Annotated in this window: 21 protein-coding genes; 8 read left to right on the forward strand and 13 right to left on the reverse strand. The window is 41.9% G+C overall.

Annotated elements, in window-relative coordinates:
- Nucleotides 1-12 precede the first annotated feature (12 nt).
- Both ftsH and rlmE read right to left on the reverse strand, forming a co-directional pair.
- Nucleotides 13-1,992 (reverse strand): ATP-dependent zinc metalloprotease FtsH, encoded by a 1,980-nt coding sequence (ftsH, locus tag M1F25_RS19055; RefSeq protein ID WP_110591055.1) that lies wholly within the window; start codon nucleotides 1,990-1,992, stop codon nucleotides 13-15.
- A gap of 57 nt (nucleotides 1,993-2,049) precedes the next feature.
- Nucleotides 2,050-2,679 (reverse strand): 23S rRNA (uridine(2552)-2'-O)-methyltransferase RlmE, encoded by a 630-nt coding sequence (gene rlmE / locus M1F25_RS19060; RefSeq protein ID WP_004905912.1) that lies wholly within the window; start codon nucleotides 2,677-2,679, stop codon nucleotides 2,050-2,052.
- A gap of 135 nt (nucleotides 2,680-2,814) precedes the next feature.
- Between rlmE and yhbY the strand changes: the two genes are divergently transcribed.
- Nucleotides 2,815-3,108 carry a ribosome assembly RNA-binding protein YhbY gene (gene yhbY / locus M1F25_RS19065; RefSeq protein ID WP_004905914.1) on the forward strand — a complete coding sequence of 98 codons (294 nt, stop codon included), beginning with the start codon at nucleotides 2,815-2,817 and terminating at the stop codon, nucleotides 3,106-3,108.
- Nucleotides 3,109-3,226: 118 nt separating this feature from the next.
- Here yhbY and greA read toward each other — a convergent pair whose 3' ends face one another.
- Nucleotides 3,227-3,703 (reverse strand): transcription elongation factor GreA, encoded by a 477-nt coding sequence (gene greA, locus M1F25_RS19070; protein WP_004905916.1) that lies wholly within the window; start codon nucleotides 3,701-3,703, stop codon nucleotides 3,227-3,229.
- Nucleotides 3,704-3,948: 245 nt separating this feature from the next.
- Between greA and dacB the strand changes: the two genes are divergently transcribed.
- Nucleotides 3,949-5,397: a serine-type D-Ala-D-Ala carboxypeptidase gene (gene dacB, locus M1F25_RS19075; RefSeq protein WP_094961653.1), complete on the forward strand. Its 1,449-nt coding sequence runs from the start codon at nucleotides 3,949-3,951 to the stop codon at nucleotides 5,395-5,397.
- A gap of 60 nt (nucleotides 5,398-5,457) precedes the next feature.
- On the opposite strand, the gene cgtA is transcribed toward dacB, so the two are convergent.
- The 3 genes from cgtA to rplU all read right to left on the reverse strand — a co-directional run bounded on the left by cgtA (nucleotide 5,458) and on the right by rplU (nucleotide 7,384).
- Nucleotides 5,458-6,633 carry an Obg family GTPase CgtA gene (gene cgtA, locus M1F25_RS19080; RefSeq protein WP_036958779.1) on the reverse strand — a complete coding sequence of 392 codons (1,176 nt, stop codon included), beginning with the start codon at nucleotides 6,631-6,633 and terminating at the stop codon, nucleotides 5,458-5,460.
- Between the two features lie 165 nt (nucleotides 6,634-6,798).
- A complete protein-coding gene (gene rpmA, locus M1F25_RS19085; protein ID WP_004905922.1) occupies nucleotides 6,799-7,056 on the reverse strand; it encodes a 50S ribosomal protein L27 in 258 nt (85 codons plus the stop codon).
- A 19-nt stretch (nucleotides 7,057-7,075) separates the two neighbouring features.
- Nucleotides 7,076-7,384 (reverse strand): 50S ribosomal protein L21, encoded by a 309-nt coding sequence (rplU, locus tag M1F25_RS19090; RefSeq protein ID WP_004905925.1) that lies wholly within the window; start codon nucleotides 7,382-7,384, stop codon nucleotides 7,076-7,078.
- 334 nt (nucleotides 7,385-7,718) lie between these two features.
- Here rplU and ispB point away from each other — a divergent pair, with 334 nt between their 5' ends.
- On the forward strand, nucleotides 7,719-8,690 hold the full coding sequence (gene ispB / locus M1F25_RS19095; RefSeq protein ID WP_096864332.1) for an octaprenyl diphosphate synthase: 972 nt from the start codon (nucleotides 7,719-7,721) through the stop codon (nucleotides 8,688-8,690).
- Nucleotides 8,691-8,730: 40 nt separating this feature from the next.
- Here the strand turns inward: ispB and M1F25_RS19100 are convergent, their stop codons facing one another.
- Both M1F25_RS19100 and M1F25_RS19105 read right to left on the reverse strand, forming a co-directional pair.
- The gene (locus M1F25_RS19100) at nucleotides 8,731-9,093 is read right to left on the reverse strand and encodes a DNA-binding protein (RefSeq protein ID WP_004905928.1); all 363 of its coding nucleotides are present in this window, start codon (nucleotides 9,091-9,093) and stop codon (nucleotides 8,731-8,733) included.
- Nucleotides 9,094-9,225: 132 nt separating this feature from the next.
- Nucleotides 9,226-9,573, reverse strand: a complete 348-nt coding sequence (locus M1F25_RS19105) for a DNA-binding protein (RefSeq protein WP_112308106.1) — start codon at nucleotides 9,571-9,573, stop codon at nucleotides 9,226-9,228.
- Nucleotides 9,574-10,089: 516 nt separating this feature from the next.
- On the opposite strand from M1F25_RS19105, the gene M1F25_RS19110 reads away from it, so the two are divergent.
- Complete coding sequence (locus M1F25_RS19110) at nucleotides 10,090-10,362, forward strand: helix-turn-helix domain-containing protein (protein ID WP_004905930.1); 273 nt, start codon at nucleotides 10,090-10,092, stop codon at nucleotides 10,360-10,362.
- 146 nt (nucleotides 10,363-10,508) lie between these two features.
- Here M1F25_RS19110 and mdh read toward each other — a convergent pair whose 3' ends face one another.
- Entirely contained in the window at nucleotides 10,509-11,447 is a 939-nt protein-coding gene (gene mdh, locus M1F25_RS19115; protein WP_004905937.1) for a malate dehydrogenase, read from the reverse strand.
- A 493-nt stretch (nucleotides 11,448-11,940) separates the two neighbouring features.
- Between mdh and argR the strand changes: the two genes are divergently transcribed.
- Both argR and M1F25_RS19125 read left to right on the forward strand, forming a co-directional pair.
- On the forward strand, nucleotides 11,941-12,411 hold the full coding sequence (gene argR, locus M1F25_RS19120; protein ID WP_004907450.1) for a transcriptional regulator ArgR: 471 nt from the start codon (nucleotides 11,941-11,943) through the stop codon (nucleotides 12,409-12,411).
- An 85-nt stretch (nucleotides 12,412-12,496) separates the two neighbouring features.
- Entirely contained in the window at nucleotides 12,497-12,913 is a 417-nt protein-coding gene (locus M1F25_RS19125; RefSeq protein ID WP_036958784.1) for a DUF6122 family protein, read from the forward strand.
- A 43-nt stretch (nucleotides 12,914-12,956) separates the two neighbouring features.
- Here the strand turns inward: M1F25_RS19125 and mpl are convergent, their stop codons facing one another.
- The gene (gene mpl / locus M1F25_RS19130) at nucleotides 12,957-14,339 is read right to left on the reverse strand and encodes a UDP-N-acetylmuramate:L-alanyl-gamma-D-glutamyl-meso-diaminopimelate ligase (protein ID WP_110591052.1); all 1,383 of its coding nucleotides are present in this window, start codon (nucleotides 14,337-14,339) and stop codon (nucleotides 12,957-12,959) included.
- Nucleotides 14,340-14,502: 163 nt separating this feature from the next.
- On the opposite strand from mpl, the gene fbp reads away from it, so the two are divergent.
- Nucleotides 14,503-15,510, forward strand: coding sequence for a class 1 fructose-bisphosphatase (gene fbp / locus M1F25_RS19135; protein ID WP_004905947.1), 1,008 nt, complete (start codon nucleotides 14,503-14,505; stop codon nucleotides 15,508-15,510).
- 205 nt (nucleotides 15,511-15,715) lie between these two features.
- Nucleotides 15,716-16,246 (forward strand): inorganic diphosphatase, encoded by a 531-nt coding sequence (gene ppa / locus M1F25_RS19140; RefSeq protein ID WP_004905951.1) that lies wholly within the window; start codon nucleotides 15,716-15,718, stop codon nucleotides 16,244-16,246.
- A 144-nt stretch (nucleotides 16,247-16,390) separates the two neighbouring features.
- Here the strand turns inward: ppa and M1F25_RS19145 are convergent, their stop codons facing one another.
- Genes M1F25_RS19145 through tamA form a run of 3 tightly spaced genes read right to left on the reverse strand, consistent with a single transcriptional unit; the run spans nucleotide 16,391 to nucleotide 22,257 of the window.
- A complete protein-coding gene (locus tag M1F25_RS19145; protein WP_004905952.1) occupies nucleotides 16,391-16,738 on the reverse strand; it encodes a gamma-glutamylcyclotransferase in 348 nt (115 codons plus the stop codon).
- Nucleotides 16,739-16,741: 3 nt separating this feature from the next.
- Nucleotides 16,742-20,518 carry an autotransporter assembly complex protein TamB gene (gene tamB / locus M1F25_RS19150; protein ID WP_181488777.1) on the reverse strand — a complete coding sequence of 1,259 codons (3,777 nt, stop codon included), beginning with the start codon at nucleotides 20,516-20,518 and terminating at the stop codon, nucleotides 16,742-16,744.
- On the reverse strand, nucleotides 20,515-22,257 hold the full coding sequence (gene tamA, locus M1F25_RS19155) for an autotransporter assembly complex protein TamA (protein ID WP_094961660.1): 1,743 nt from the start codon (nucleotides 22,255-22,257) through the stop codon (nucleotides 20,515-20,517). Before tamA ends, tamB begins: the two co-directional genes overlap by 4 nt.
- Between the last annotated feature and the right edge of the window lie 101 nt (nucleotides 22,258-22,358).

A 22,358-nucleotide genomic window follows, 5' to 3' on the forward strand; every position in this document is an offset into this window, starting at 1 on the left:
TTTCACGACCGCTTATTGTGGTTTGCTGTCGTTATTATCTGATGGGTTTGATTCATCAGCATTATTACTATTATTTGTGTTATCTGGTTCTTCAGACTGTGGTTTTTCCGCTGTAGGTTCCGCTTTTGGCGCACCTGTACCGAACGAACCAGTGACATTACTCACTTTTTTGTCTTCATCCCAACCTGCTGGCTCACGCACTGGACGGCGGTTCATCAGGTCATCAATCTGTGGCATATCAATGGTTTCATATTTTAATAATGCATCTTTAGTCGCATGCAGAATATCAATATTGTCTTCCAATGTTTTGTATGCCAGTTGATAACAGTGGTCCAGAATTTTTTTAATTTCTTCATCGACAATACGTGCTGTCTCATCAGAAATTCCTGAACCATTACCTGAAGAGCGACCTAAGAACGCTGGGCCTTCTTCTTTCGAATACTGCATTGGGCCTAAGCGGTCAGAGAAGCCCCACTGAGTCACCATGTTACGCGCCGTATTCGTCGCAAACTGAATATCGGAAGAAGCACCCGTTGTGACTTTATCGCGACCATAAATCAGTTCTTCTGCAATACGACCTGCATATGCCGTTGCAATCATACCTTCGAGCTTCAAGCGGCTACGACTGACTTCATCACCTTCTGGTAAGAAGAAAGCAACACCTAACGCTTGCCCACGCGGAACGATCGTGACTTTATGGACAGGGTCATGTTCTGGCATTAAATGACCGATAATCATATGACCACCTTCATGGTAAGCCGTTGATTCTTTTTGCTCTTCAGTCATCATCAGAGAACGACGCTCTGCACCCATCCAAATCTTGTCACGCGCTTTTTCAAACTCAACCATAGAAACAACACGCTTATTCGCGCGAGCAGCAAACAATGCGGCTTCGTTCACTAAGTTTGCGAGTTCAGCACCTGAAAACCCAGGTGTTGCACGTGCAAGAATGAAAGTATCTACATTTGGGTCAATAGGAACACGACGCATATGTACTTTCAGAATTTGTTCACGGCCACGAACGTCTGGTAAGCCAACGACTACCTGACGGTCAAAACGACCTGGACGTAATAAAGCAGGGTCAAGTACGTCAGCACGGTTAGTTGCTGCGATAACAATGATCCCCTCATTACCTTCGAAACCGTCCATCTCAACTAGCATTTGGTTCAGTGTTTGTTCACGCTCATCGTGACCACCACCAAGACCCGCACCACGTTGACGACCTACCGCATCGATCTCATCGATAAAGATGATACAAGGCGCTGCTTTTTTCGCTTGTTCGAACATGTCACGAACACGAGAAGCACCCACCCCCACAAACATTTCCACAAAGTCAGAACCGGAAATGGTGAAGAATGGAACTTTTGCCTCACCAGCGATAGCTTTTGCCAGTAATGTTTTACCTGTTCCTGGAGGCCCTACCATCAGGACGCCTTTTGGAATTTTACCGCCAAGTTTTTGGAAACGAGCAGGTTCACGTAGAAACTCTACGATTTCGCCCACTTCTTCTTTGGCTTCATCACACCCAGCAACGTCTGCAAATGTTGTTTTGATCTGATCTTCTGTCAGCATGCGGGCTTTACTTTTGCCAAATGACATTGCCCCCTTGCCGCCACCGCCTTGCATCTGGCGCATGAAGAAAATCCAGACACCAATCAACAGAAGCATTGGGAACCAGGAAATAAAAATAGATGTCAGTAAGCTAGGTTCTTCTGGTGGTTCACCAACAACCGTCACATGCTTATTTAGCAAAGTGTCTAACAGCTTCTCATCCTGCATAGGAAGATAAGTTGTATAGCGGCTATTATCAGCCTTTCTGACGTTCAATTCACGACCTGTGATACGAACTTCACGTACCTGATCCTGGGCTAACTCATTGATAAACGTAGAATAATCAACTCTGCGACTATTCGAATCGCTTGGGCCAAAACTCTGGAACAAGGACATCAGAACAACTGCGATGACTAACCAGAGAATCAGGTTTTTCGCCATGTCACTCAAGGGATTAACCTCATATTACAACTGTGTTAACAAATAACGCTCAGGGTACTACAGTTTTAGCCCTGTCGCTACAATGTATACTTCACGTGACCGTGCGCGCGAAGATTCGGGTTTACGAACTTTTACTTTCGTAAACAGGGAGCGGATATCCCTAAGGTAATCGTCAAAGCCTTCTCCCTGAAACACTTTAACAATGAAACTCCCCCCAGGCGCCAATACAGCACGGCACATATCCAAAGCTAATTCAACTAGATACATAGAGCGAGGAATATCAACCGCTGGTGTCCCACTCATATTTGGAGCCATGTCAGACATGACCACCTGTACTTTTTTGTCGCCAACGCGTTCTAACAAAGCGGCGAGAACGGCTTCATCGCGAAAATCCCCTTGCAGGAAATCAACGCCAACGATTGGGTCCATCGGCAATAAGTCACAAGCAATAACCCGCCCATTATGACCTATTTGGCTAACAACGTATTGCGACCAACCACCAGGGGCTGCTCCTAAATCAACAACGGTCATACCTGGTTTAAAAATTTTATCACCTTGCTGGATTTCTTCCAGCTTAAACCATGCACGTGAGCGTAGCCCTTTTTTTTGTGCTTGCTGAACATATTTATCACTAAAATGCTCTTGCAACCAGCGACTTGAGCTTGCCGAACGTTTTTTATTGGCCATTGTGCTTTCCAACTATACTAAAAGAACTTCACCTAACTTGCTGCTTCTTTACCATCAAAAAGATATAATTGATGGTGATAGATATCAGATGGCGGTAGAATAAGCCATTTTCAATACTAACCAAGCAAAAAATCAATGAATCTTAATAAAAAACAAATTCAGCACCTAAAAAGTCTCGCTCACCATTTAAACCCTGTTGTTATGATCGGCAACAATGGTTTAACCGAAGGTGTTTTGGCTGAGATTGAACTCTCATTAGCACATCATGAGCTTATCAAAGTCAAGATCGCAGGCGAAGACCGTGATACTAAAAATTTGATCGCTGATGCGATTGTTCGCGAAACTGGTGCAGTAAATGTACAAATTATTGGTAAAATTCTTGTTATCTACCGTCCTTCGGCAGACCGCAAAATCATTTTACCTAAATAATCCCCCATCATTTATATAAAAATGCCATTGAAAGCATGTTTTATATGATGAAAAAGGCCGCCTGCGGCCTTTTTCTTTAAATCAGGGAAATAATATAACCAATTCAGGGAAATAGGAATCAGATATACTCAACTTTAAGAATTTCGAACTCGACATCACCACCTGGGGTTTTAATCGAGACCGCATCATCAACTTCTTTACCCACTAAACCGCGTGCTATCGGTGAGTTCACAGAAATCAGATTGATCTTAATATCTGCTTCATCATCACCAACAATACGATACGTTAGCTCTTCGTCAGTATCAACATTCAATACTGTCACAGTCGCGCCAAAGATAACACGACCGTTATTGACCATTTTAGTTACATCGATCACTTGAGCGTGAGAAAGTTTCCCTTCGATTTCTTGAATACGGCCCTCACAGAAACCTTGTTGCTCACGTGCTGCATGATATTCTGCATTTTCTTTTAAGTCACCGTGCTCACGCGCTTCTGCAATAGATGCAATAATTTCTGGGCGACGGACAGATTTAAGGAATTCTAGCTCTTCTCTTAGCTTATCCGCACCAAGTACCGTCATCGGGATCTGTTTCATTAATAAATACCTCGGTTCAATCCTATCTAAAAACAAGTATCTTCCTGATTTTGTAACAACAGTACACCGAACACCTGCGTAAAACCGGGGGTGTTCTAGTAAAAAAACGCAATCAGACTTATGTACTCATTTATCTTATCATAATGTACGCTATTTTAACTGAGACTTAATAACGGGTCACCGTTTACTTTCTTGGGCATTACACTTTAGTATGTATTATATGTCCACCCTAATGCGTGAAATATATGTCATTATTAACTTTAACCAGAAAATGGATAATCTCTTTAGGAATTACCTTAGCTAGTACGCAAGTTTTTGCGATTCCTATTGATGAATACAAACAATATTTACCTGATGGCACTAACCTTGCTCTGGTCGCGCAAAAAGTGGGAAGTAGCACCCCATTAATTGATTATAATGCACAGCAAATGGCATTACCTGCAAGTACACAAAAGGTTGTGACCGCTCTTGCTGCCCTATTGCAACTGGGGCCAGATTACCGTTTTGTCACCAATTTTGAAACTGATGCAAAACTTAGCAACAACACGCTGACGGGTGATTTAGTGATCCGCTTCAGTGGTGACCCGACATTAACCCGCCAACAAATTCGCAATATGGCTAATGCATTAAAGCAGCTTGGGATCCATAAAGTTGACGGCGACCTTGTCGTTGATATTTCTGCTTTTACTAGCCATGACAAAGCACCGGGATGGGTTTGGAATGATATGACCCAATGCTTTAGTGCGCCCCCCGCTGCGGCTATCATTGACCGTAACTGTTTTTCAGTTTCTCTTTACCCTGCTGAAAAAGCAGGAGATTTTGCATTCATTAAGGCGGCTAGTTTTTACCCTGTCAATATGTTCAGCGAAGTCAAAACATTAGCTAAAGGTTCCCCTGAAGCGCGCTATTGCGAACTTGATGTCGTTCCTGGTGAACTGAACCGCTACACCCTAACAGGTTGTTTAACTCAACGCAGCGAGCCCTTGCCACTTGCCTTTGCGGTACAAAATGGAGCGAGTTACTCCGGAGCAATTGTTAAAAATGAGTTAACCACCGCGGGTATTGAGCTAACTGGCCATGTGAAAAAACGCACATTTCCTGCGGCTCAATCACAAGTATTAGTCAAAACCGAATCTAAGCCACTACATGACTTGTTGAAAGTGATGCTCAAAAAATCCGACAATATGATAGCGGATACCGTTTTTCGTACCATTGGGCGTGAATATTATGGTGTTCCGGGAACTTGGCGTTCAGGATCCGATGCGGTAAGACAAGTGCTGAAGCAAAAAGCGGGGATCGACCTTGGTAATACCGTGATGGTAGATGGATCGGGATTATCTCGCCATAATTTAATCACCCCAGCAACCATGATGGAGATCTTGCAGTTTATCGCTAAAAATGATCAACAACTCGATTTTATTTCTATGCTTCCACTTGCCGGCCATGATGGCACTTTACGTTACCGTGGTGGTTTTGATGAGGCGGGTGTGAATGGTAAAGTTTCCGCCAAAACGGGAGCATTACAAGGTGTTTATAATCTCGCTGGTTTTATCACAACCGCCAGTGGTCAACGTGTGGCTTTTGTGCAATTTATCTCTGCTTATGCGGTACCACAGAGCCAGCAACGTACACGTCGAGTACCATTAGTGCGATTTGAAAGCCGTTTGTATAAAGATCTGTATCAGAAAAACTGATCATACGCGATTTAGACAGTAAAAAGGCGCTTTCGCGCCTTTTTACATTTCTAAGATAAACTATTTTTGATAAATAATTTCGACACCTTCGTCGTCATCTTCATCCCAATCGTCATCCCAGTCATCATCAAAATCTTCAGTACCAGAAAGTTGTTCTTTGTGATAATCATCCCACATGAATTCAACTTTTTCAGGTTGCTGTGTATCTTCAGTCGTTGCCATATCACGCGGTTGAGTATTCATAAATTCCATGATATCCCAACACAGTGCTTTCACACCTTCGTGGTTAACTGCTGAAATCATATAGAATTTATCTTCCCAGCCCATCGCTTTGGCAATTTCTGCTGCGCGCTGTGCTGATTCCTCTTCACCTAAGATATCAATCTTATTGAAGACTAACCAACGTGGTTTTGCTGCCAGCTTTTCACTGTATTTTTCTAACTCACTGATGATGATCTTCGCATTTTCGACAGGATCAGACTCATCAATAGGGCAAATATCAATCAAGTGAAGTAAAACACGACAACGTTCTAAGTGTTTCAGGAATTGGATCCCAAGGCCTGCACCTTCCGCTGCGCCTTCGATCAACCCTGGAATATCCGCAACCACAAAGCTTTGTTCGTTATCCATACGCACGACACCCAAGCTTGGGACTAAAGTGGTAAATGGATAATCAGCAACTTTTGGTTTTGCTGCTGACACTGAACGAATAAAGGTAGATTTACCTGCATTCGGCATACCAAGCATACCAACATCTGCTAACAGCATTAGTTCTAACAGTATTTCGCGAGTTTCCCCTTTTGTCCCCATGGTACGTTGACGTGGAGCACGATTCACTGAAGATTTAAAACGGGTATTTCCAAGCCCATGGAAACCGCCTTTAGCGACCATATGACGTTGATCATGACGAGTCATATCACAAAGTACTTCATTGGTCCCTAAATCGCGTACACGCGTTCCTACAGGCACTTTAACTGTGATATCTTGACCACGTTTACCTGTACATTCACGGCTTTGGCCATTCTGGCCGCGCTCTGCACGAAAGGATTTTTCAAAACGATAGTCGATTAGCGTGTTGAGGTTTTCGTCTGCTTGTAAGTAAACGTCCCCACCATCGCCACCGTCACCACCGTCCGGTCCCCCTTTAGGGATGTATTTTTCACGGCGGAAGCTGACACAACCATTGCCACCATCTCCTGCCACGACCAATATTTTGGCTTCATCTACAAATTTCATAATTCTCTCTCCGCTTCTGAGCCGCATAACGCTGGATGGCTGTTCTACTCAGAGATGGTGCATCTTTAATACGTGTGTAGTTCATTAAAGATCAAATATCTGAATATAAAAAGCCCCGCAAAAGGTTTTTGCAGGGCTTTAATTCTGAATTAAAGGTCAGAAAACTTATTCAGCTTCGATGCTGATAAATTTACGATTGTTTGGACCTTTAACTTCAAATTTAACTTTACCGTCCGCTAATGCGAACAGAGTGTGGTCACGGCCACAACCTACGTTGTTACCTGCGTGGAACTTAGTACCACGTTGACGAACGATGATGCTACCTGCTAATACAGCTTCACCACCAAAACGTTTAACACCTAAACGTTTTGCTTCTGAGTCACGACCGTTACGAGTCGAACCACCAGCCTTTTTGTGTGCCATTAATCTGCTCTCCTAAATCTTAAGCGATGACAGTGATCTTAACATCAGTGAACCACTGACGATGACCCTGTTGTTTACGGCTATGTTTACGACGACGGAATTTGACGATTTTAACTTTTTCGCCACGACCGTGTGCAACCACTTCCGCTTTCACTTTAACGCCTTCAACGACAGGAGCGCCGATTTGGATCTCATCGCCATTAGCAACCATCAGAACTTGATCAAATTCAACAGTTTCACCTGTTGCGATGTCCAGCTTTTCTAGGCGGACAGTTTGACCTTCGCTAACTCGGTGTTGTTTACCACCACTTTGGAAAACCGCGTACATATTAACTCCGCTTTCCGCGTACTCGCTAAATATTTCAATTCCAGAGCACGCTATAAAATATTCACAATAGGGCGCGAATTCTACGCAAAAAAGCAGCAGAACACAAGCCAATAATGCGGTTAGATGACAAAAAATACGACTTTTTTCTCAATAACCGTTTTTGAACGTTGATTTTGTCCCTATTCACTCAATTGTTACTTATTTAAACATTTTTTGCATCACACCTGATAATCTTATAATTAATAATGTTATGCTAGAAAGATAACTGTTCTATCGGTCTCCCAACTTTTTATTTCGGGAATGAACCAAAAACTAATAATATGAATAAATTAAGATGAATTTAGAATCTATTATTGAACTGACAACTGAGGATATGTCAGCGGTAAACGAAGCCATCCTCAGTCAATTGAATTCAGATGTTGCGCTAATTAACCAGCTTGGTTATTACATCGTCAGTGGTGGCGGTAAAAGGATCCGGCCTATGATCGCAGTGCTTGCTGGTCGATCCTTAGGTTACTCGGGTCATAAACATACCCAAGTTGCTGCATTGATCGAGTTCATTCATACAGCAACTTTGCTGCATGATGACGTCGTTGATGAGTCCGATATGCGTCGCGGAAAGCAAACTGCAAATGCTGTTTTTGGTAATGCAGCGAGTGTCTTAGTTGGTGATTTTATTTACACTCGATCATTCCAGATGATGACGGATCTCGATTCAATGCGGGTGCTAAAACTGATGTCTGAAGCGACGAATGTGATCGCTGAAGGGGAGGTTTTGCAATTGATGAACTGCAACGATCCTAACATTACTGAAGAAAACTATATGCAAGTGATCTACAGTAAAACCGCACGTCTTTTTGAAGCAGCGGCCCATGCATCTGCGATTTTAGCTAATGCGACACCAGAGCAAGAAAAAGCACTACAAGATTATGGTCGTTATATTGGGACAGCTTTTCAGTTAATTGACGATCTACTCGATTATGATGCAGACAATGCTCAGCTGGGGAAAAATACGGGGGATGATTTAGATGAAGGTAAGCCTACACTTCCCCTACTTCACGCGATGCAAAATGGTAATGAAGAAGAGTCAGCATTGATCCGCCAAGCGATTGAACAAGGCAATGGGCGTCATCTGTTAGATACTGTTCTTGCAACTATGAAACGCTGTGGTTCCCTTGAATATACTTATGCAAGAGCCCAAGAAGAAGCACAAAAAGCGATTGATGCCTTAAATGTAATTGAAGATTCAATTTATAAAGATGCATTGATCGGCTTAGCTTATATCGCAATCCAACGCCATTCTTAGTCACTAGAAAAGGCAAAACAGGTCAAGAAAAGGGGAAACGCTATTTTTCCCCTTTGTCTTCTTCATCGATTTGCGCAAGCAGTGACGACAAACCATAACGCAGGATATACTTCACTATTTTATTGCGCTCAGACTCTGTCAATTGATAATACGCTTCTGACCAGATCTGTAATGCATCTGTTCTTTGACTTTGGTAAGTTACCGAAGGCTCATGCAGGCTAAGTTGCCCTTGGATTTCCCCCGGTAAGCTTTCATAATAATACTCAACAGCCTTACCTTGCACCCCTCTTTTACGGCGGTTTTTCCAGCCTTCTCGTCTTGCCATTAGGTTAATTCCCTGGGGTGATGTCGGGAGTCCTTCTAACCCAGCTAATTCTTTGGCAGTGAACCACAATTTTTTCATTTTTCACTTCACACTTATATTATGAAACCTGCTGTTGCAGCTTTACTAAAATGTCATCTGTTAAAAAATTTTTTAAATTCAATATAATATTATTTTTATATATTAATTATTTACACCTTAAGTAATTGTAAATTATTTATTATTAATTAAATCAATTAGTGCTAATGTGCCTTCACGCATAATAAATGTCAGGATAGTGTCTCGTTCATCATTAGAAAGCTGGTTATAAGCTTCCTGCCAAATAAAGGCATTATCATTTCGTTTTACTTGATAAGGAGATGAAGTTTCGTTAGCAAACTGCTCCTCAAAAATATCGATAGGTAAAGAACTAATATGGTACTCCAACGCTTTGCCTTGAATACCTCGCCTTTTACGGCTTACCCAGTTTTCACGCCTTGCCATTGCATTAATACCTTGAGTTGTCATGGGAAGCCCTTGTAACCCAAGCAGCTCTTTTGCCGTTAGCCATTCCTTGTACATGCTGACCCTCCTAGTCATGATGACAATTTAATTTTCAGTTGTTGAAAACTATCTATATTTTCTCAAAACCTCATTAACTCATTCGTTTTATTTATGCCTATAAATAATAATATACAAATTATATTTGTTATTAGCATTCTAATTTCTTTTAATAACAGATAATTAAATAATTTACTCTCTAATAATTTAACTAATTTTATTAACTAATCTAGATATATTAAGAGTACGAGTAAAAAGTAGCATTAAATATGCCATTTCTATCCCTAACTAGAAAGAGTTAGTTTTAACATCAAAGTTTTATCCTAATTCACAGTTATTCATTCTGACTTTCTATTTAATTTCATAAAAACCACGGTAGTTTCATAAAATGAATTTTTAAGAAAAAATCAGAAATTATTTTGGGAAATTTCTGTTATTTTATTTCCAATAACTAAACGGATGTACTGAATGTATCATAATTTTCGGTTACTCGTACCACTAACTCTACATGATTCTAAGTGAAAAAAGGACTAAAAAATGATTTTACGGAAGTCGGACTGGCACCCTGCAGATATCATTGCAGCTTTACGTAAGCGTGGGACAACTCTTGCCGCAATTTCGCGCGAGGCAGGACTAAGCTCTTCAACGTTAGCAAATGCACTATCACGCCCTTGGCCTAAAGGGGAATGGATTATTGCCAATTTCTTAGCGATCCACCCCGCTGAAATTTGGCCAAGTCGTTATTATGACCCAATTACAGGGGATTTATTAGAAAGAAAAGTCAGAGTAAAAACACCAGCAGAAGATTAAAAATTGAATTGATATAATTATAACGCCGTGAATAATCAATCAATTTATTCACGGCATTATTTTTTGATAACAAGCATATAAAAAAAGGTTGAGTTCTAAACGAAACTCAACCCTTCACATTCACTATTAGGAAAAATTAATTGGCATTAGCCATTAATGAATTTTTCACCTAATTCGATATCTGCTTTTAATACATCTAGCATGTCTTTCAGCGCTTTCTCTTCAAATGCGCTTAATTTACCGATTGGTAAATGCTTTTCGATACCGTTTTTGCCTAAAACAACTGGCTGTGCGAAGAAGCGAGCGTGTTCACCATCACCTTCGGTGTAAACACATTCAACCACATTGCTTTCGCCTTGGAGACCACGAATTAAAGATAAACCTAAACGTGCAGCTGCTTGGCCCATAGATAAAGTTGCAGACCCGCCACCGGCTTTCGCTTCAACGACTTCTGTGCCTGCGTTTTGAATACGTTTGGTTAACGCGGCAACTTCCTCATCAGTGAAGCTAACACCTTCAATTTGAGATAACAATGGCAGAATAGTCACACCTGAGTGGCCGCCAATCACAGGCACTTCAAGGTCATTAACATTTTTGCCTTTCAGCTCAGCAACAAACGTATTAGAACGAATGATATCTAACGTCGTCACACCGAATAAACGGTTTTTATCGTATACTCCTGCTTTTTTCAGGACTTCCGCAGCGATAGCAACGGTGGTATTCACTGGATTAGTGATAATACCAATCAATGCTTTAGGGCAGGTTTCAGCAATTTGTTGGATCAGATTACGGACGATACCCGCATTGATGTTAAATAAGTCAGAACGATCCATACCTGGTTTACGTGCAACACCCGCAGAAATAAGAACAATGTCAGCACCTTTCAATGCAGGTTTTGCATCTTCGCCGGCAAAGCCTGTCACTTTAACATCAGTTGGGATATGGCTTAGGTCAGCAGCAACACCTGGAGTAACTGGTGCGATGTCGTAGAGGGAGAGTTCTGAACCTGCTGGGAGCTGGTTTTTGAGAAGAAGGGCGAGAGCCTGACCGATACCACCTGCTGCACCTAGGACTGCAACTTTCATTCTGAAACTCCTTAATTTGTACTTTAAAAAGATATCACTTTATTTGTTATACACTTAACACATTACGTATAAAAAACAATTTGTTAACAGATAGAGAGAGAGTTTAACGCAAGAGAACTTGTTCATTAATTGCCAGTATTCTAAACAAATTCCTTATCTGTTAATGAGATAACGGGCACTTTTTTAACAAATAGTTTTTCAGGGTATTGCATTTCGCACAATAAGTTGTTTTTAGTGTATATTATTCAATCAAAAATATTTTTATTAACAATAAATTTACAGCAGACATCTGAAAAATTCATTGTTCTATTATGCTAATTTTTCATTCCCACAATTTACGATAAATAAATACTTCTGACTATCAGCTCGAAACAAGCTTATCTAACTTTAAGTTATTCACTGGTTATAAAATCATCATAACGCAATTTTGTTGCATAAAAATGCACTTTTACGGATAATACAACTTGGTTCAATGCAAAAGAATGGGTTAATTATGCGCACTCCGTCTAAACAAGAAGACTTGGTTAAGGCTTTTAAAGCCCTACTTAAAGAAGAAAAATTTAGCTCGCAAGCTGAGATCGTCACAGCTTTGCAAGAAGAAGGCTTCGAAAATATTAACCAATCAAAAATTTCCAGAATGCTTACCAAATTTGGTGCAGTTCGCACCCGTAATGCAAAAATGGAAATGGTATATTGCCTGCCTACAGAGCCTGGTGTCCCTACCGCTACCAGTCCACTCAAAAACTTGGTTTTGGATATAGACTATAACCCTTCTGTTGTCGTGATCAGAACTAGCCCTGGAGCTGCACAGCTTATTGCACGTTTGTTAGATTCATTAGGCAAAGCAGAAGGAATTTTAGGTAGTATTGCTGGTGATGATACTATCTTCTCAACACCGGCAAATAATTTCACCACAAAAGAACTGTATGAAGCGATTCTAGCGTTATTTGAACAAGAGCTTTAATCTATTGATATACATTAGCTTAAGAGGGAAATTGATTTCCCTCTTATTGTTTTTGTCTGTTTCTATTCTATTTTGAGACATCATTTTGCTATTTGATATTTTCCGTAACTTCATACACTACGGCTTTCACTTCCTAATGCCAATTGCCTTTGGTTACCTATTTTGGCGAAAAAATTGGAAACTAGCGGCCCTGATTATGATTGCCACGATGGCTATCGACTTAGATCATCTGCTAGCTGATCCGATTTTCGACCCAGAGCGCTGTGGCATTGGTTTCCACCCACTCCATTCCTTTTGGGCTGCGGTTGTCTATGTCGTATTATTATTCATGCCATCATGGAAACTTAAAGCCATTGCTGTTGGTTGTTTATTCCACCTTTTTACTGATTCAGTAGATTGTTATATGGGAAGTTTAAAAAAAGAAATGAATAGTCCAATAACATTAAGTCTCGTCACAGAACAGTGCCCATTGGGTATGCCAAACATAAAAAAACCCCAGTAATCATAAGAATCACTGGGGTTATCAAATAGCTAGCTAAGAGAATTTAATCATCTCGCTCTGTTTCTGCTTTCGCTTTCAAACCTGCGAGCAATTTGCCATGAATGCCACTAAAGCCACCGTTGCTCATCACCAAAATATGATCGCCCGGTTGTGCGGTTTCAATAATCATATTGGTAAATGCCTCAATATCTGCACTCCAACGCGCGGGTTGGACGCATTTTTCAGCGATGTCTGTCACCATCCAAGGGATATTGGCGGGTTGGAAAAGAAACACTTCATCTGCACGGCCAAGCGCAGGCGCAATATCATTTTTATTGATACCCATTTTCATCGTATTCGAGCGAGGTTCGAGCACCGCAAGAATACGTGAAGTTCCCCCAACTTTGCTGCGAAGTGCTTCTAACGTCGCCAAAATAGCAGTTGGATGATGTGCGAAGTCATCGTAAACACTGACACCATTTTCAACGCCTCGTAGCTCAAGACGACGACGTGCATTGATAAAGCTATTCAAGGCGAGACAAGCTTCTTTTACTGGAACGCCCACATGGTGAGCCGCTGCAATCGCCATCAATGCATTTTGGATATTGTGGTTACCCACTTGTGACCAAGTGACTTCTCCAACTTTTTCTTGTTGGTAATACACCGCAAAATGGCTGCCATCGTGGCTGAGCTTCTCAGCTTGCCATCCGCCATGCTCCCCGCCCACCAGCTCTTGTTCACTCCAGCAGCCCATTCCAATCACTTGTTTTAAATGATTGTCGTTGTCCGGTGTGAAAATTTTGCCACTGGCGGGCACAATACGTACAAGATGATGGAACTGTTTTTGAATCGCTTCGAGGTTTTCAAAGATATCCGCATGGTCGAATTCAAGGTTGTTCAATACCAAGGTTTTCGGGCTGTAATGAACAAATTTAGAACGTTTATCGAAGAATGCACAGTCATATTCATCAGCTTCGATGACAAAAAACGGGCTTTCACCAATCTTAGCGGAGACATCAAAGTTACCTGGGACACCACCAATTAGAAAACCTGGCTTGTAACCGCAGTCTTCTAAGATCCACGCAAGCATCCCCGCGGTGGTCGTTTTTCCATGGGTCCCCGCCACAGCCAGTACCCAACGTTCCGGTAACACATAGTCATGGAGCCACTGTGGGCCAGAAGTATACGGCAAACCTCTTTCTAATACGGCTTCAACACAAGGGTTTCCACGCGTCATTGCATTACCAATCACCACCATATCCGGTATTGGGTCAAGCTGAGCCGGATCATACCCCTGAATAAGCTCAATCCCTTGATTTTCAAGCAATGTGCTCATCGGTGGATACACATTGGCATCCGAACCCGTCACTTTATGTCCTAAAGAACGAGCCAATATTGCTAAGCTTCCCATAAAGGTACCGCATATACCTAAAATATGTATGTGCATTCTTTTTCATCCAATTAGCATGAGGTTGGTCACTATTCTACCCATCAAAAACAGGTTTATAAATGCATTAACCTATTAATCTTTTTTTTATTTAGTTAAACTCTTCCCGCGCGAGGGTAAATGCCCCGCAAAACCTCTGTCAATTTTATTCAGGACCTTCGTCATGAAAACATTAGGCGAATTCATCGTCGAAAAGCAACAAGATTTTCCTCATGCAACAGGTGAGCTGACTTCTTTATTATCAGCTATCAAACTGGGCGCTAAAATTATCCATCGTGATATTAATAAAGCTGGACTTGTCGATATTCTTGGCACTAACGGTGTTTCGAATATTCAAGGTGAAGTTCAGATGAAGCTTGACCTGTATGCAAACGAAAAACTGAAAGCGGCTTTAAAAGCACGCGGAGAAGTCGCCGGTATCGCCTCTGAAGAAGAAGATGAAATTGTCATTTTCGAAGGAGACCGCGCAGAAAACGCAAAATATGTTGTTTTAATGGACCCACTTGATGGTTCTTCAAACATCGATGTAAACGTTTCCGTTGGAACAATTTTCTCAATCTACCATCGTATCACGCCAATTGGCCAACCGGTTACAGAAGCGGATTTCCTGCAACCTGGTAACCGCCAAGTGGCTGCGGGCTACGTGGTTTACGGTTCATCAACGATGTTGGTTTACACCACTGGTGTTGGTGTACATGCGTTTACTTACGACCCATCATTGGGCGTGTTCTGCTTGTCTCATGAAAAAGTGATGTTCCCATCAGAAGGAAAAATGTACTCCATCAATGAAGGTAACTATATTAAGTTCCCGATGGGTGTTAAAAAGTACATTAAATATTGCCAAGAAGAAGATAAAGCAACAAATCGTCCGTATACCACGCGTTATATCGGTTCTTTGGTTGCAGACTTCCATCGTAACTTGCTCAAAGGGGGAATTTATATTTACCCAAGTACGGCAAGCCATCCAAATGGGAAACTGCGCCTTCTGTACGAATGTAACCCAATTGCATTTTTAGCAGAACAAGCCGGTGGTAAAGCCAGTGACGGAGCAAACCGCATTTTAGATATCATACCTAGCGAATTACACCAACGTGCGCCGTTCTTTGTCGGAACTGAGTCGATGGTAGAAAAAGCAGAATCATTTATGCGTGAATTCCCTGACACGGAATAATCTAATTCATTAATTATAAGGCGGGGCTTCCCGCCTTTTTTGTCCCTTTTTTTCACCAACTAGTGAGTTTTGTCCCCTTTTACGGCTATAATGTCCCTCACGCTATCTACTCTATTATTTAATTTGCCTAAAGGCGGCAATAAATGCGATGCCAGCGACAAATTAAAATGAGTAAATTCATTATTCACACAAAGGATACATTTAAATGGGCCTGAACAATGTACCGGCAGGTAAAGATCTGCCAGAAGATATCTATGTTATCATCGAAATCCCTGCGAACGCAGATCCTATCAAATATGAAGTTGATAAAGAGTCTGGTGCGCTGTTTGTAGACCGTTTCATGTCAACAGCGATGTTCTATCCATGCAACTATGGTTACATCAACAACACCCTGTCTTTAGATGGTGACCCAGTTGATGTATTAGTTCCAACTCCATACCCATTACAACCAGGCTCAGTCATCCGTTGCCGTCCTGTTGGCGTACTGAAAATGACTGACGAGTCTGGTGAAGATGCAAAATTAGTGGCTGTTCCGCACACTAAATTAAGCAAAGAATACGATCACATTAAAGATGTGAACGACCTGCCAGAATTACTGCGTGCTCAAATTACTCACTTCTTTGAACATTACAAAGATTTAGAAAAAGGTAAGTGGGTTAAAGTTGATGGTTGGGAAGACGCGGCATCTGCAAAAGCAGAGATCATCGAATCTTTCGAACGCGCTGCAAAAAAATAATATCCCTCTAGGGAGATTATGAAAGCTCTGGTTAATACCAGGGCTTTTTTTATGGGTTATAACCCGTTGATTGGTTCATAAAAAACGCCAGCTATCATGGCTGGCGTCCTGTATAACTATAGCATTCAATATAATATTGGATAGCTACTTTTCTTCATCACGTTTCAACCAGTCGCCACTTTTTATTTGGCGTAGACCATCAACGGAATGTTTATATAGATAAATCCAAGCATTGCCATACGGCGTTGGGATGAGCTCCCTCACATAGTCTTGAGAATTTTTCTTTAGCTCATCTAACTCTGTCAAAATGGACGGGTTGATTCGATAAACTTCGCACTCTATCGCCCCATCCCCTTTGACAACCGCTGGATAATATCCAAGATCATACAGTTCATAGCCTTCTAGCTTATGCTCACCAAGTAGCTGGGCATAAGTCATCCAGTGATGATTTCCTTGCTTTTGTCTTAAGCTGCCATAAACAATTACACGCATAATCTAAAACTCAAATTGGTAAAGGAGATCCAATGCCTGATTAACACCAGACACAGCTTCTAAATACAGTTTTGGCATCAATCGATAACGTAAAGTTAACGTCGCCAATGAGTCAAAGATACCAACTCCATACTTCACTTGTAAATCATTAGTGATCTTACCACTTACAACGACTTGAGAACCATCCCCCACACCTTGGGTATCGACGGCTAAATCAGAGACCCCAAATGTCTCACCAATTTTGCCCACGAGTTGCCCACTTTGTGCTACACCTAAGCCAATTAACATAGATGTCATTTGTGAACCATTTGCGTCCCCACTGTCTAAGCCCTCTCCTCTTAATAAGTAAGACAGCGCTTCTTGTTGTGTTTTCGCAGGTTCAGAGAATATTTCTACTTTCGGTTTATCTGCAAGCCCAGTGACCTTCACCCCTGCAATCACGCCATCTGCCGTGTTGTCTGGGTTACGTATAGCTTCTAAGTTTAAGAATGGTTGGTCCGCAGGGCCTGAGAACTGAATTTGTCCCTTACGGACAATCAAATCTTGCCCATAGGCACGGAAACGACCAGCTGGAATATCCACTTGACCATTGATGTGCAAGCCATGGATATTTTGAACCACTTTCAATAAACCCGTCAGGCGCGCTTTTAAGCCAAACGCATCCAATCGAACATCGTTACCAATTTTAATATCCAAATTGGTCTGAATAGGAATGGATGGCGCTTTTTGTTCAATTGGCTGTAAGTTGCTATCTAACATCACCACATCTGAAGATGCGCTTACCGCCGACTCGGGGAGCTCTTGAACAGTAATTCGAGCCCATGGAATATTGACCGTACCATTTAACGTGAGTACCGAAGGTGATGCATCAAATACAATATCCGGTTGAACATCAATTTGGATCATCGGAGGTAAAGAAACACGGAGGTTATTACCTCGCGCCATGATTTTTGCACGCCATGCATCAATATTGCGCCAATCTGCGTCACCATCAATGTTCAGATAGCCCTCTGGCGTGTTTATCTGACCATTCATGACTGAGCTCGTGCCGTTGAAATTAACACCTAAATGACCACTTTTGATATCAAACGGGATCATTGCAGATCTCACTTCTAAACTCGAAAGCGCTAAATTACCATTTAATAACGGGTTATTCGCTGACCCGCCTAAGCGTAGATTTCCACTTAAACGGCCATTCGCCACTTCCTTCTGGCCCAGTAACGGCTTGATTAAATCTAATGTCACCGAATTAATTTCAACATTACCCGACAACAAGCGACGTTTCTCAATATCAGACACTTGGATGTTACCGCGCATCTGTCCGTTATTAGCCAACCCAAATAACCAACTAAGGTCAGCCTTACCATTTTTCAACCCAGCACTTAACGTTAAGGTATCAAAAGCAATAGGCAAACGGGTTCCATCCACGAACTGAAGCGCTTTGACGTCATTTCCTCGTAAGTCCAGACTCACTTGTGGCATGCTGCCATCCGCTTTCCAAATGGCATTGGCTTTACCCGTAAATACGCCACTGACTCGAGTATCTTGTGGCATAAATGGTTTAAGCATTGCGAGATCAAAACGTTCTAGCACGATATCCGCGCTACCACTTTTACCCGCTTTAATCGGTTTTGGTACACACAAACGGGCATTCGGGTTAACCCAACAATGTCTGCCAATGGTCACTTCTTGTGTTTGGTTGGCATAATCGAGTGACATTGCTTGGTTTAAGCGCCATTCACCCACCACCGTATCAAATAAGGTATTGGTTAAATTCCCTTTCCACACTTCAGTCTGCCGGTCAAAACTCCCCGCTAATGCTAATTGCCCAGAAACCGGCTCACCCTTCATATTTAATTTTAAAGTGTGCTGTTTTTCACTGCCTTTCGCATCTAAAGTCAGGTTATTGACGACAAGATCGCCTTGTTTTAGCTGACGCAGAACAACGGATAAATCCCCTTTAATTTGTTCGCCTGTTGCCACATTTCCTTTGATAACAACATTTTCGATAGCAAGGTCATCCTGCCACTTCACACCGCGTGCCGTAAGGTCAACAAGGGCTTCTGGTGTTTGTAAATTACCACGTAATTTCACATCACCCGCAATCACACCACCTAAGCCCGGTAGCAAACCATTGAGTGCAGGGGCATTAATTTTGGCATCAAGATTCCATTTATCGGCAAGAGAACCTTTTACATCAACATTGTTTTTACCTAATGCCAAATTAAAGTTCGGAATATCCCATTGGCCTGCTGCGTTACCTTTGGCTTTACCCCGTGCTTTTAAAAGATTATTTTTAACATTACCGTCTAAGATAATTTCAGGAATATCCAACTGCCAGCTGCCACCGTATAAACTTCCGCGTGTGGCAATTTTGCCATCCACTTTAGCAGGCCATTCAGGGTACTGTTTTGCCGTATTAATACCCGAAAGAGTCAATACTGCATTCCAACTAATCGCCTTGCTCCAGTCCGCAACGCCAGTAATATCCGCATTACCTTGCAAAGCGGCTAAACGTAAGCGAGTTAAATTAATTTGCTCTTCATTACCTTTCGCATCTAATAACAAGGTAGAAGGAGGGAGATCCTGCCCAGTGATCGCTGAGCGTACAGACATATCATAAGCCGATGGCCGGCCATTTAGGCGCAGACGTGTCCCATCGAGTTGATATTGCGCATCCCCCACTAACGGCCACGTTAACTTATCACTTTCTAATGTAAGCAAAATAGGCAGGTCTGCTTGTGACAAATCCGTTTCTGCATCTAGTTTTGCATTAATTGGCCCATGTAAATTCAATGCCAATTTTAGCTCATCAATCAAACCGCCTTTTAAGGAGAGGTCTACCTTTTGCCCATCTAAATCGTCTAAACGGCTTTCCCCCACGACTGACAATGAGACCGGCCATTTATCTTGCAAGGTCGCCGTGCCAGATAACGCAATATTCCCCTGCGGTGCATCGACTTTTAACTGTTTAACGAGAACTTGTTGCCCTTCATTTGAAAGACTCAGGTGCAATTGGTTAATTTTGAGATCAGTCGCACCCGTTAATTGAAAATTCGAAGCATTAATACCGTCGACATTCAAATCAACAGGTAAAATAACTTCGGGTAATTCAGCAAGTAACGGTTTAGAAAATAGCGCTTTTAATTCATCTGCCAATGATTTTTGTTCATTTATCGGCGTTGGCTCTGGCTGTTTCTCTTCAACGACGACATCTGATTTGGTTTCAGGTAAATTAATCGCCAAATCAATGATATCCGTTGGAATAATAGTGATCGCTTTCCCTTCCCACGTGACCCCTGTGGTAAATTTAGCTAAATCAATATCCATACCATCCACATTGACGTGCGTTGAAACCAGAGCCAATTGATTCAAACGAATAGTCAAAGGCGCCTTGAGTTCAGTCAAAGGTTCAGATGGTGGCGTTTCTTCAGCAGGGGGAAATTGGGTAGTATCGACAGTAACAGTAACATTTTCCGTGCCTAAATTGTCGACACATAGCTCACGGCTTGTTAAACAACCTAGACGTACCGCTAAATTTAATTTCCCCGCATTAACATCAACTCCCGGCATTTGATATTTAACGCCACTTAGCGTTAAGTTACTAATATCACCGTCAATTTTATCAATGGTTAATTCAGGAACAAAACGTGTCGCTGTATTTAATGCAAAGTGAAGACCTGATTGCGTTCCAATCACCCAACTGAGTGCGGCAACAACCAGAACGAGAATTAATAAAATGGAAAGACTGGTCCATTTTAGCCACTTCAACCACCTCATAACTCAGTCCCCAAGCCGATATAAAACTGTATTTTGTTGTTATCTGGATCACCGATAGGTTTTGCTAAGTCTAATTTTATTGGACCAACCGGTGAGACCCAGCGGATACCGACTCCCGCACCCGTTTTAAAATCATTATCTTTAAAGTTATCAACGGCTTCACCACTATCAATAAAGGTCGCTCCCCACCAATTTCCTGTAAAGTTATATTGGTATTCCACAGAGCCTACCGCCAATTTTGATGCCCCTGTCAGCTTACCTTTACTATCTTCTGGCGAGATCTTTTGATAACCATATCCACGCACGCTGCCATCACCACCCGCAAAGAAACGCAAGTCCGGTGGAACTTTGTCGAAGTCATTGGTTTCAATCCAACCGATATTTCCACGAACGACAAAGCGATGACCCTCCCATGGCGTTCTGATCCATACATTTTTGGCTTGTAGTACAGCGAAGTCGATATCTGAACCCCAAATTTTATTCGAATAATCAATAGAATAACGTTGGCTATCTCCCCATGTTGGCATCACACCGCCGCGTTGGCGAATGCGGCTCACATAGGCCCCGGGATACAGCAACATCGTCGTATTCGTCACGTTAGCTTGGGTAAAGTTACTCAGCATCCAACGCATGTTTACGCCATATTGCCAACCGGATGAATAATCCCAGTTACGAGACACATTCAAGGTTGTTGTATTCGCTTGTGTATCATTCAAATCTGTCCGTTTAAAGCCCCCTTGAACCGCATAATATTGCTCAAGCGGGTTCGCTTTTAATGGAATTTTATAACTCGCATCAATTAATTGTTCTGGTTGGGATAAACTAATATTTGACGTTAAACTCTGCCCACGAGAGTTAATCCAAGGCTTATTCCATGTGGCTTTAACGCGAGGGCCGACATCGGTGGCATAGCCTCCCCCAAGCTCAATAAAGTTTTTCGCTCTAGGGGTCATTACCGCTTCCATCGGTAACTCATAAGAATTTGCTTTGCGCGCACTCACAATACGCGGTGTCACAATTGCAGAAGAGAACCAACCTGTTTCAGCTAACCGACGGTTAAACTCAGCAAGTTGCTCTGATGTGTAGTATTCCCCTTTTTTAAAAGGGGCTAGGTTATTCAGGTAATCTTCTCGGATTTGTGAACCTGAATAAGAAATTGCACCAAACCGATAACGTTCACCACTGTTAAAATCAAAATCCCAATAAGCCGCATGGTGATCAAGAGAAATACCCAGTTGGCTTTTCTCCATCATCGCATCAAAATAACCTTTGCGAACAGCTAAACTACTAAAGCGTCCTTTAAATTCTTCGTATTCGCCATCATTTTGAACTGTATCAAGCTTTGGCGTATATTGTTTGAGCATCTTTTCATAGTCGGGATCCGTTTTTGCTCCACCTTGCAATTCAACAGTCACTCCCTTCAATAAAATAGGTTCTCCAGGAGTGACCTTGGCGGTTAAAACGGAACGAGCAGGCGGGGTTTTTTCTTCATAGCTAAATTCAACCGTGGGTTGGTAGTAACCTAAAGGCTTTAAACCTTCTTTAATTGCTTTCTCAACACGGGCTCGAAAACGACCATTTGGCACAACTTCATCTTGCGATATATTAGACAGTTGTACTCGAACGTTTTGATTAAGTTGTCCTTCAAGGCCTTCAATATTAAGACGAAGATTAGCTGCGTGTACCACTGGCACTGCCGCAGTTAGGCAGAGAAAACAAATTAGAGGGTATTTCGACACGCCTACTCCTAAGGTGATTGTTCGATTGACTAAATACTTCATATCAATTTATTTTGAGTAAAATTCGCCATATACACAAGTTTTTATCCCTATTTTTAGAT

Source organism: Providencia sp. PROV109 (assembly GCF_033681625.1).
Lineage (GTDB): Bacteria > Pseudomonadota > Gammaproteobacteria > Enterobacterales > Enterobacteriaceae > Providencia > Providencia hangzhouensis.

Bases quoted from the DNA above. Each gene is read 5' to 3' on its own strand.
- ftsH (WP_110591055.1), bottom strand. From the start codon at position 1,992: ATGGCGAAAAACCTGATTCTCTGGTTAGTCATCGCAGTTGTTCTGATG.
- rlmE (WP_004905912.1), bottom strand. From the start codon at position 2,679: ATGGCCAATAAAAAACGTTCGGCAAGCTCAAGTCGCTGGTTGCAAGAG.
- yhbY (WP_004905914.1), top strand. From the start codon at position 2,815: ATGAATCTTAATAAAAAACAAATTCAGCACCTAAAAAGTCTCGCTCAC.
- greA (WP_004905916.1), bottom strand. From the start codon at position 3,703: ATGAAACAGATCCCGATGACGGTACTTGGTGCGGATAAGCTAAGAGAA.
- dacB (WP_094961653.1), top strand. From the start codon at position 3,949: ATGTCATTATTAACTTTAACCAGAAAATGGATAATCTCTTTAGGAATT.
- cgtA (WP_036958779.1), bottom strand. From the start codon at position 6,633: ATGAAATTTGTAGATGAAGCCAAAATATTGGTCGTGGCAGGAGATGGT.
- rpmA (WP_004905922.1), bottom strand. From the start codon at position 7,056: ATGGCACACAAAAAGGCTGGTGGTTCGACTCGTAACGGTCGTGACTCA.
- rplU (WP_004905925.1), bottom strand. From the start codon at position 7,384: ATGTACGCGGTTTTCCAAAGTGGTGGTAAACAACACCGAGTTAGCGAA.
- ispB (WP_096864332.1), top strand. From the start codon at position 7,719: ATGAATTTAGAATCTATTATTGAACTGACAACTGAGGATATGTCAGCG.
- M1F25_RS19100 (WP_004905928.1), bottom strand. From the start codon at position 9,093: ATGAAAAAATTGTGGTTCACTGCCAAAGAATTAGCTGGGTTAGAAGGA.
- M1F25_RS19105 (WP_112308106.1), bottom strand. From the start codon at position 9,573: ATGTACAAGGAATGGCTAACGGCAAAAGAGCTGCTTGGGTTACAAGGG.
- M1F25_RS19110 (WP_004905930.1), top strand. From the start codon at position 10,090: ATGATTTTACGGAAGTCGGACTGGCACCCTGCAGATATCATTGCAGCT.
- mdh (WP_004905937.1), bottom strand. From the start codon at position 11,447: ATGAAAGTTGCAGTCCTAGGTGCAGCAGGTGGTATCGGTCAGGCTCTC.
- argR (WP_004907450.1), top strand. From the start codon at position 11,941: ATGCGCACTCCGTCTAAACAAGAAGACTTGGTTAAGGCTTTTAAAGCC.
- mpl (WP_110591052.1), bottom strand. From the start codon at position 14,339: ATGCACATACATATTTTAGGTATATGCGGTACCTTTATGGGAAGCTTA.
- fbp (WP_004905947.1), top strand. From the start codon at position 14,503: ATGAAAACATTAGGCGAATTCATCGTCGAAAAGCAACAAGATTTTCCT.
- ppa (WP_004905951.1), top strand. From the start codon at position 15,716: ATGGGCCTGAACAATGTACCGGCAGGTAAAGATCTGCCAGAAGATATC.
- M1F25_RS19145 (WP_004905952.1), bottom strand. From the start codon at position 16,738: ATGCGTGTAATTGTTTATGGCAGCTTAAGACAAAAGCAAGGAAATCAT.
- tamB (WP_181488777.1), bottom strand. From the start codon at position 20,518: ATGAGGTGGTTGAAGTGGCTAAAATGGACCAGTCTTTCCATTTTATTA.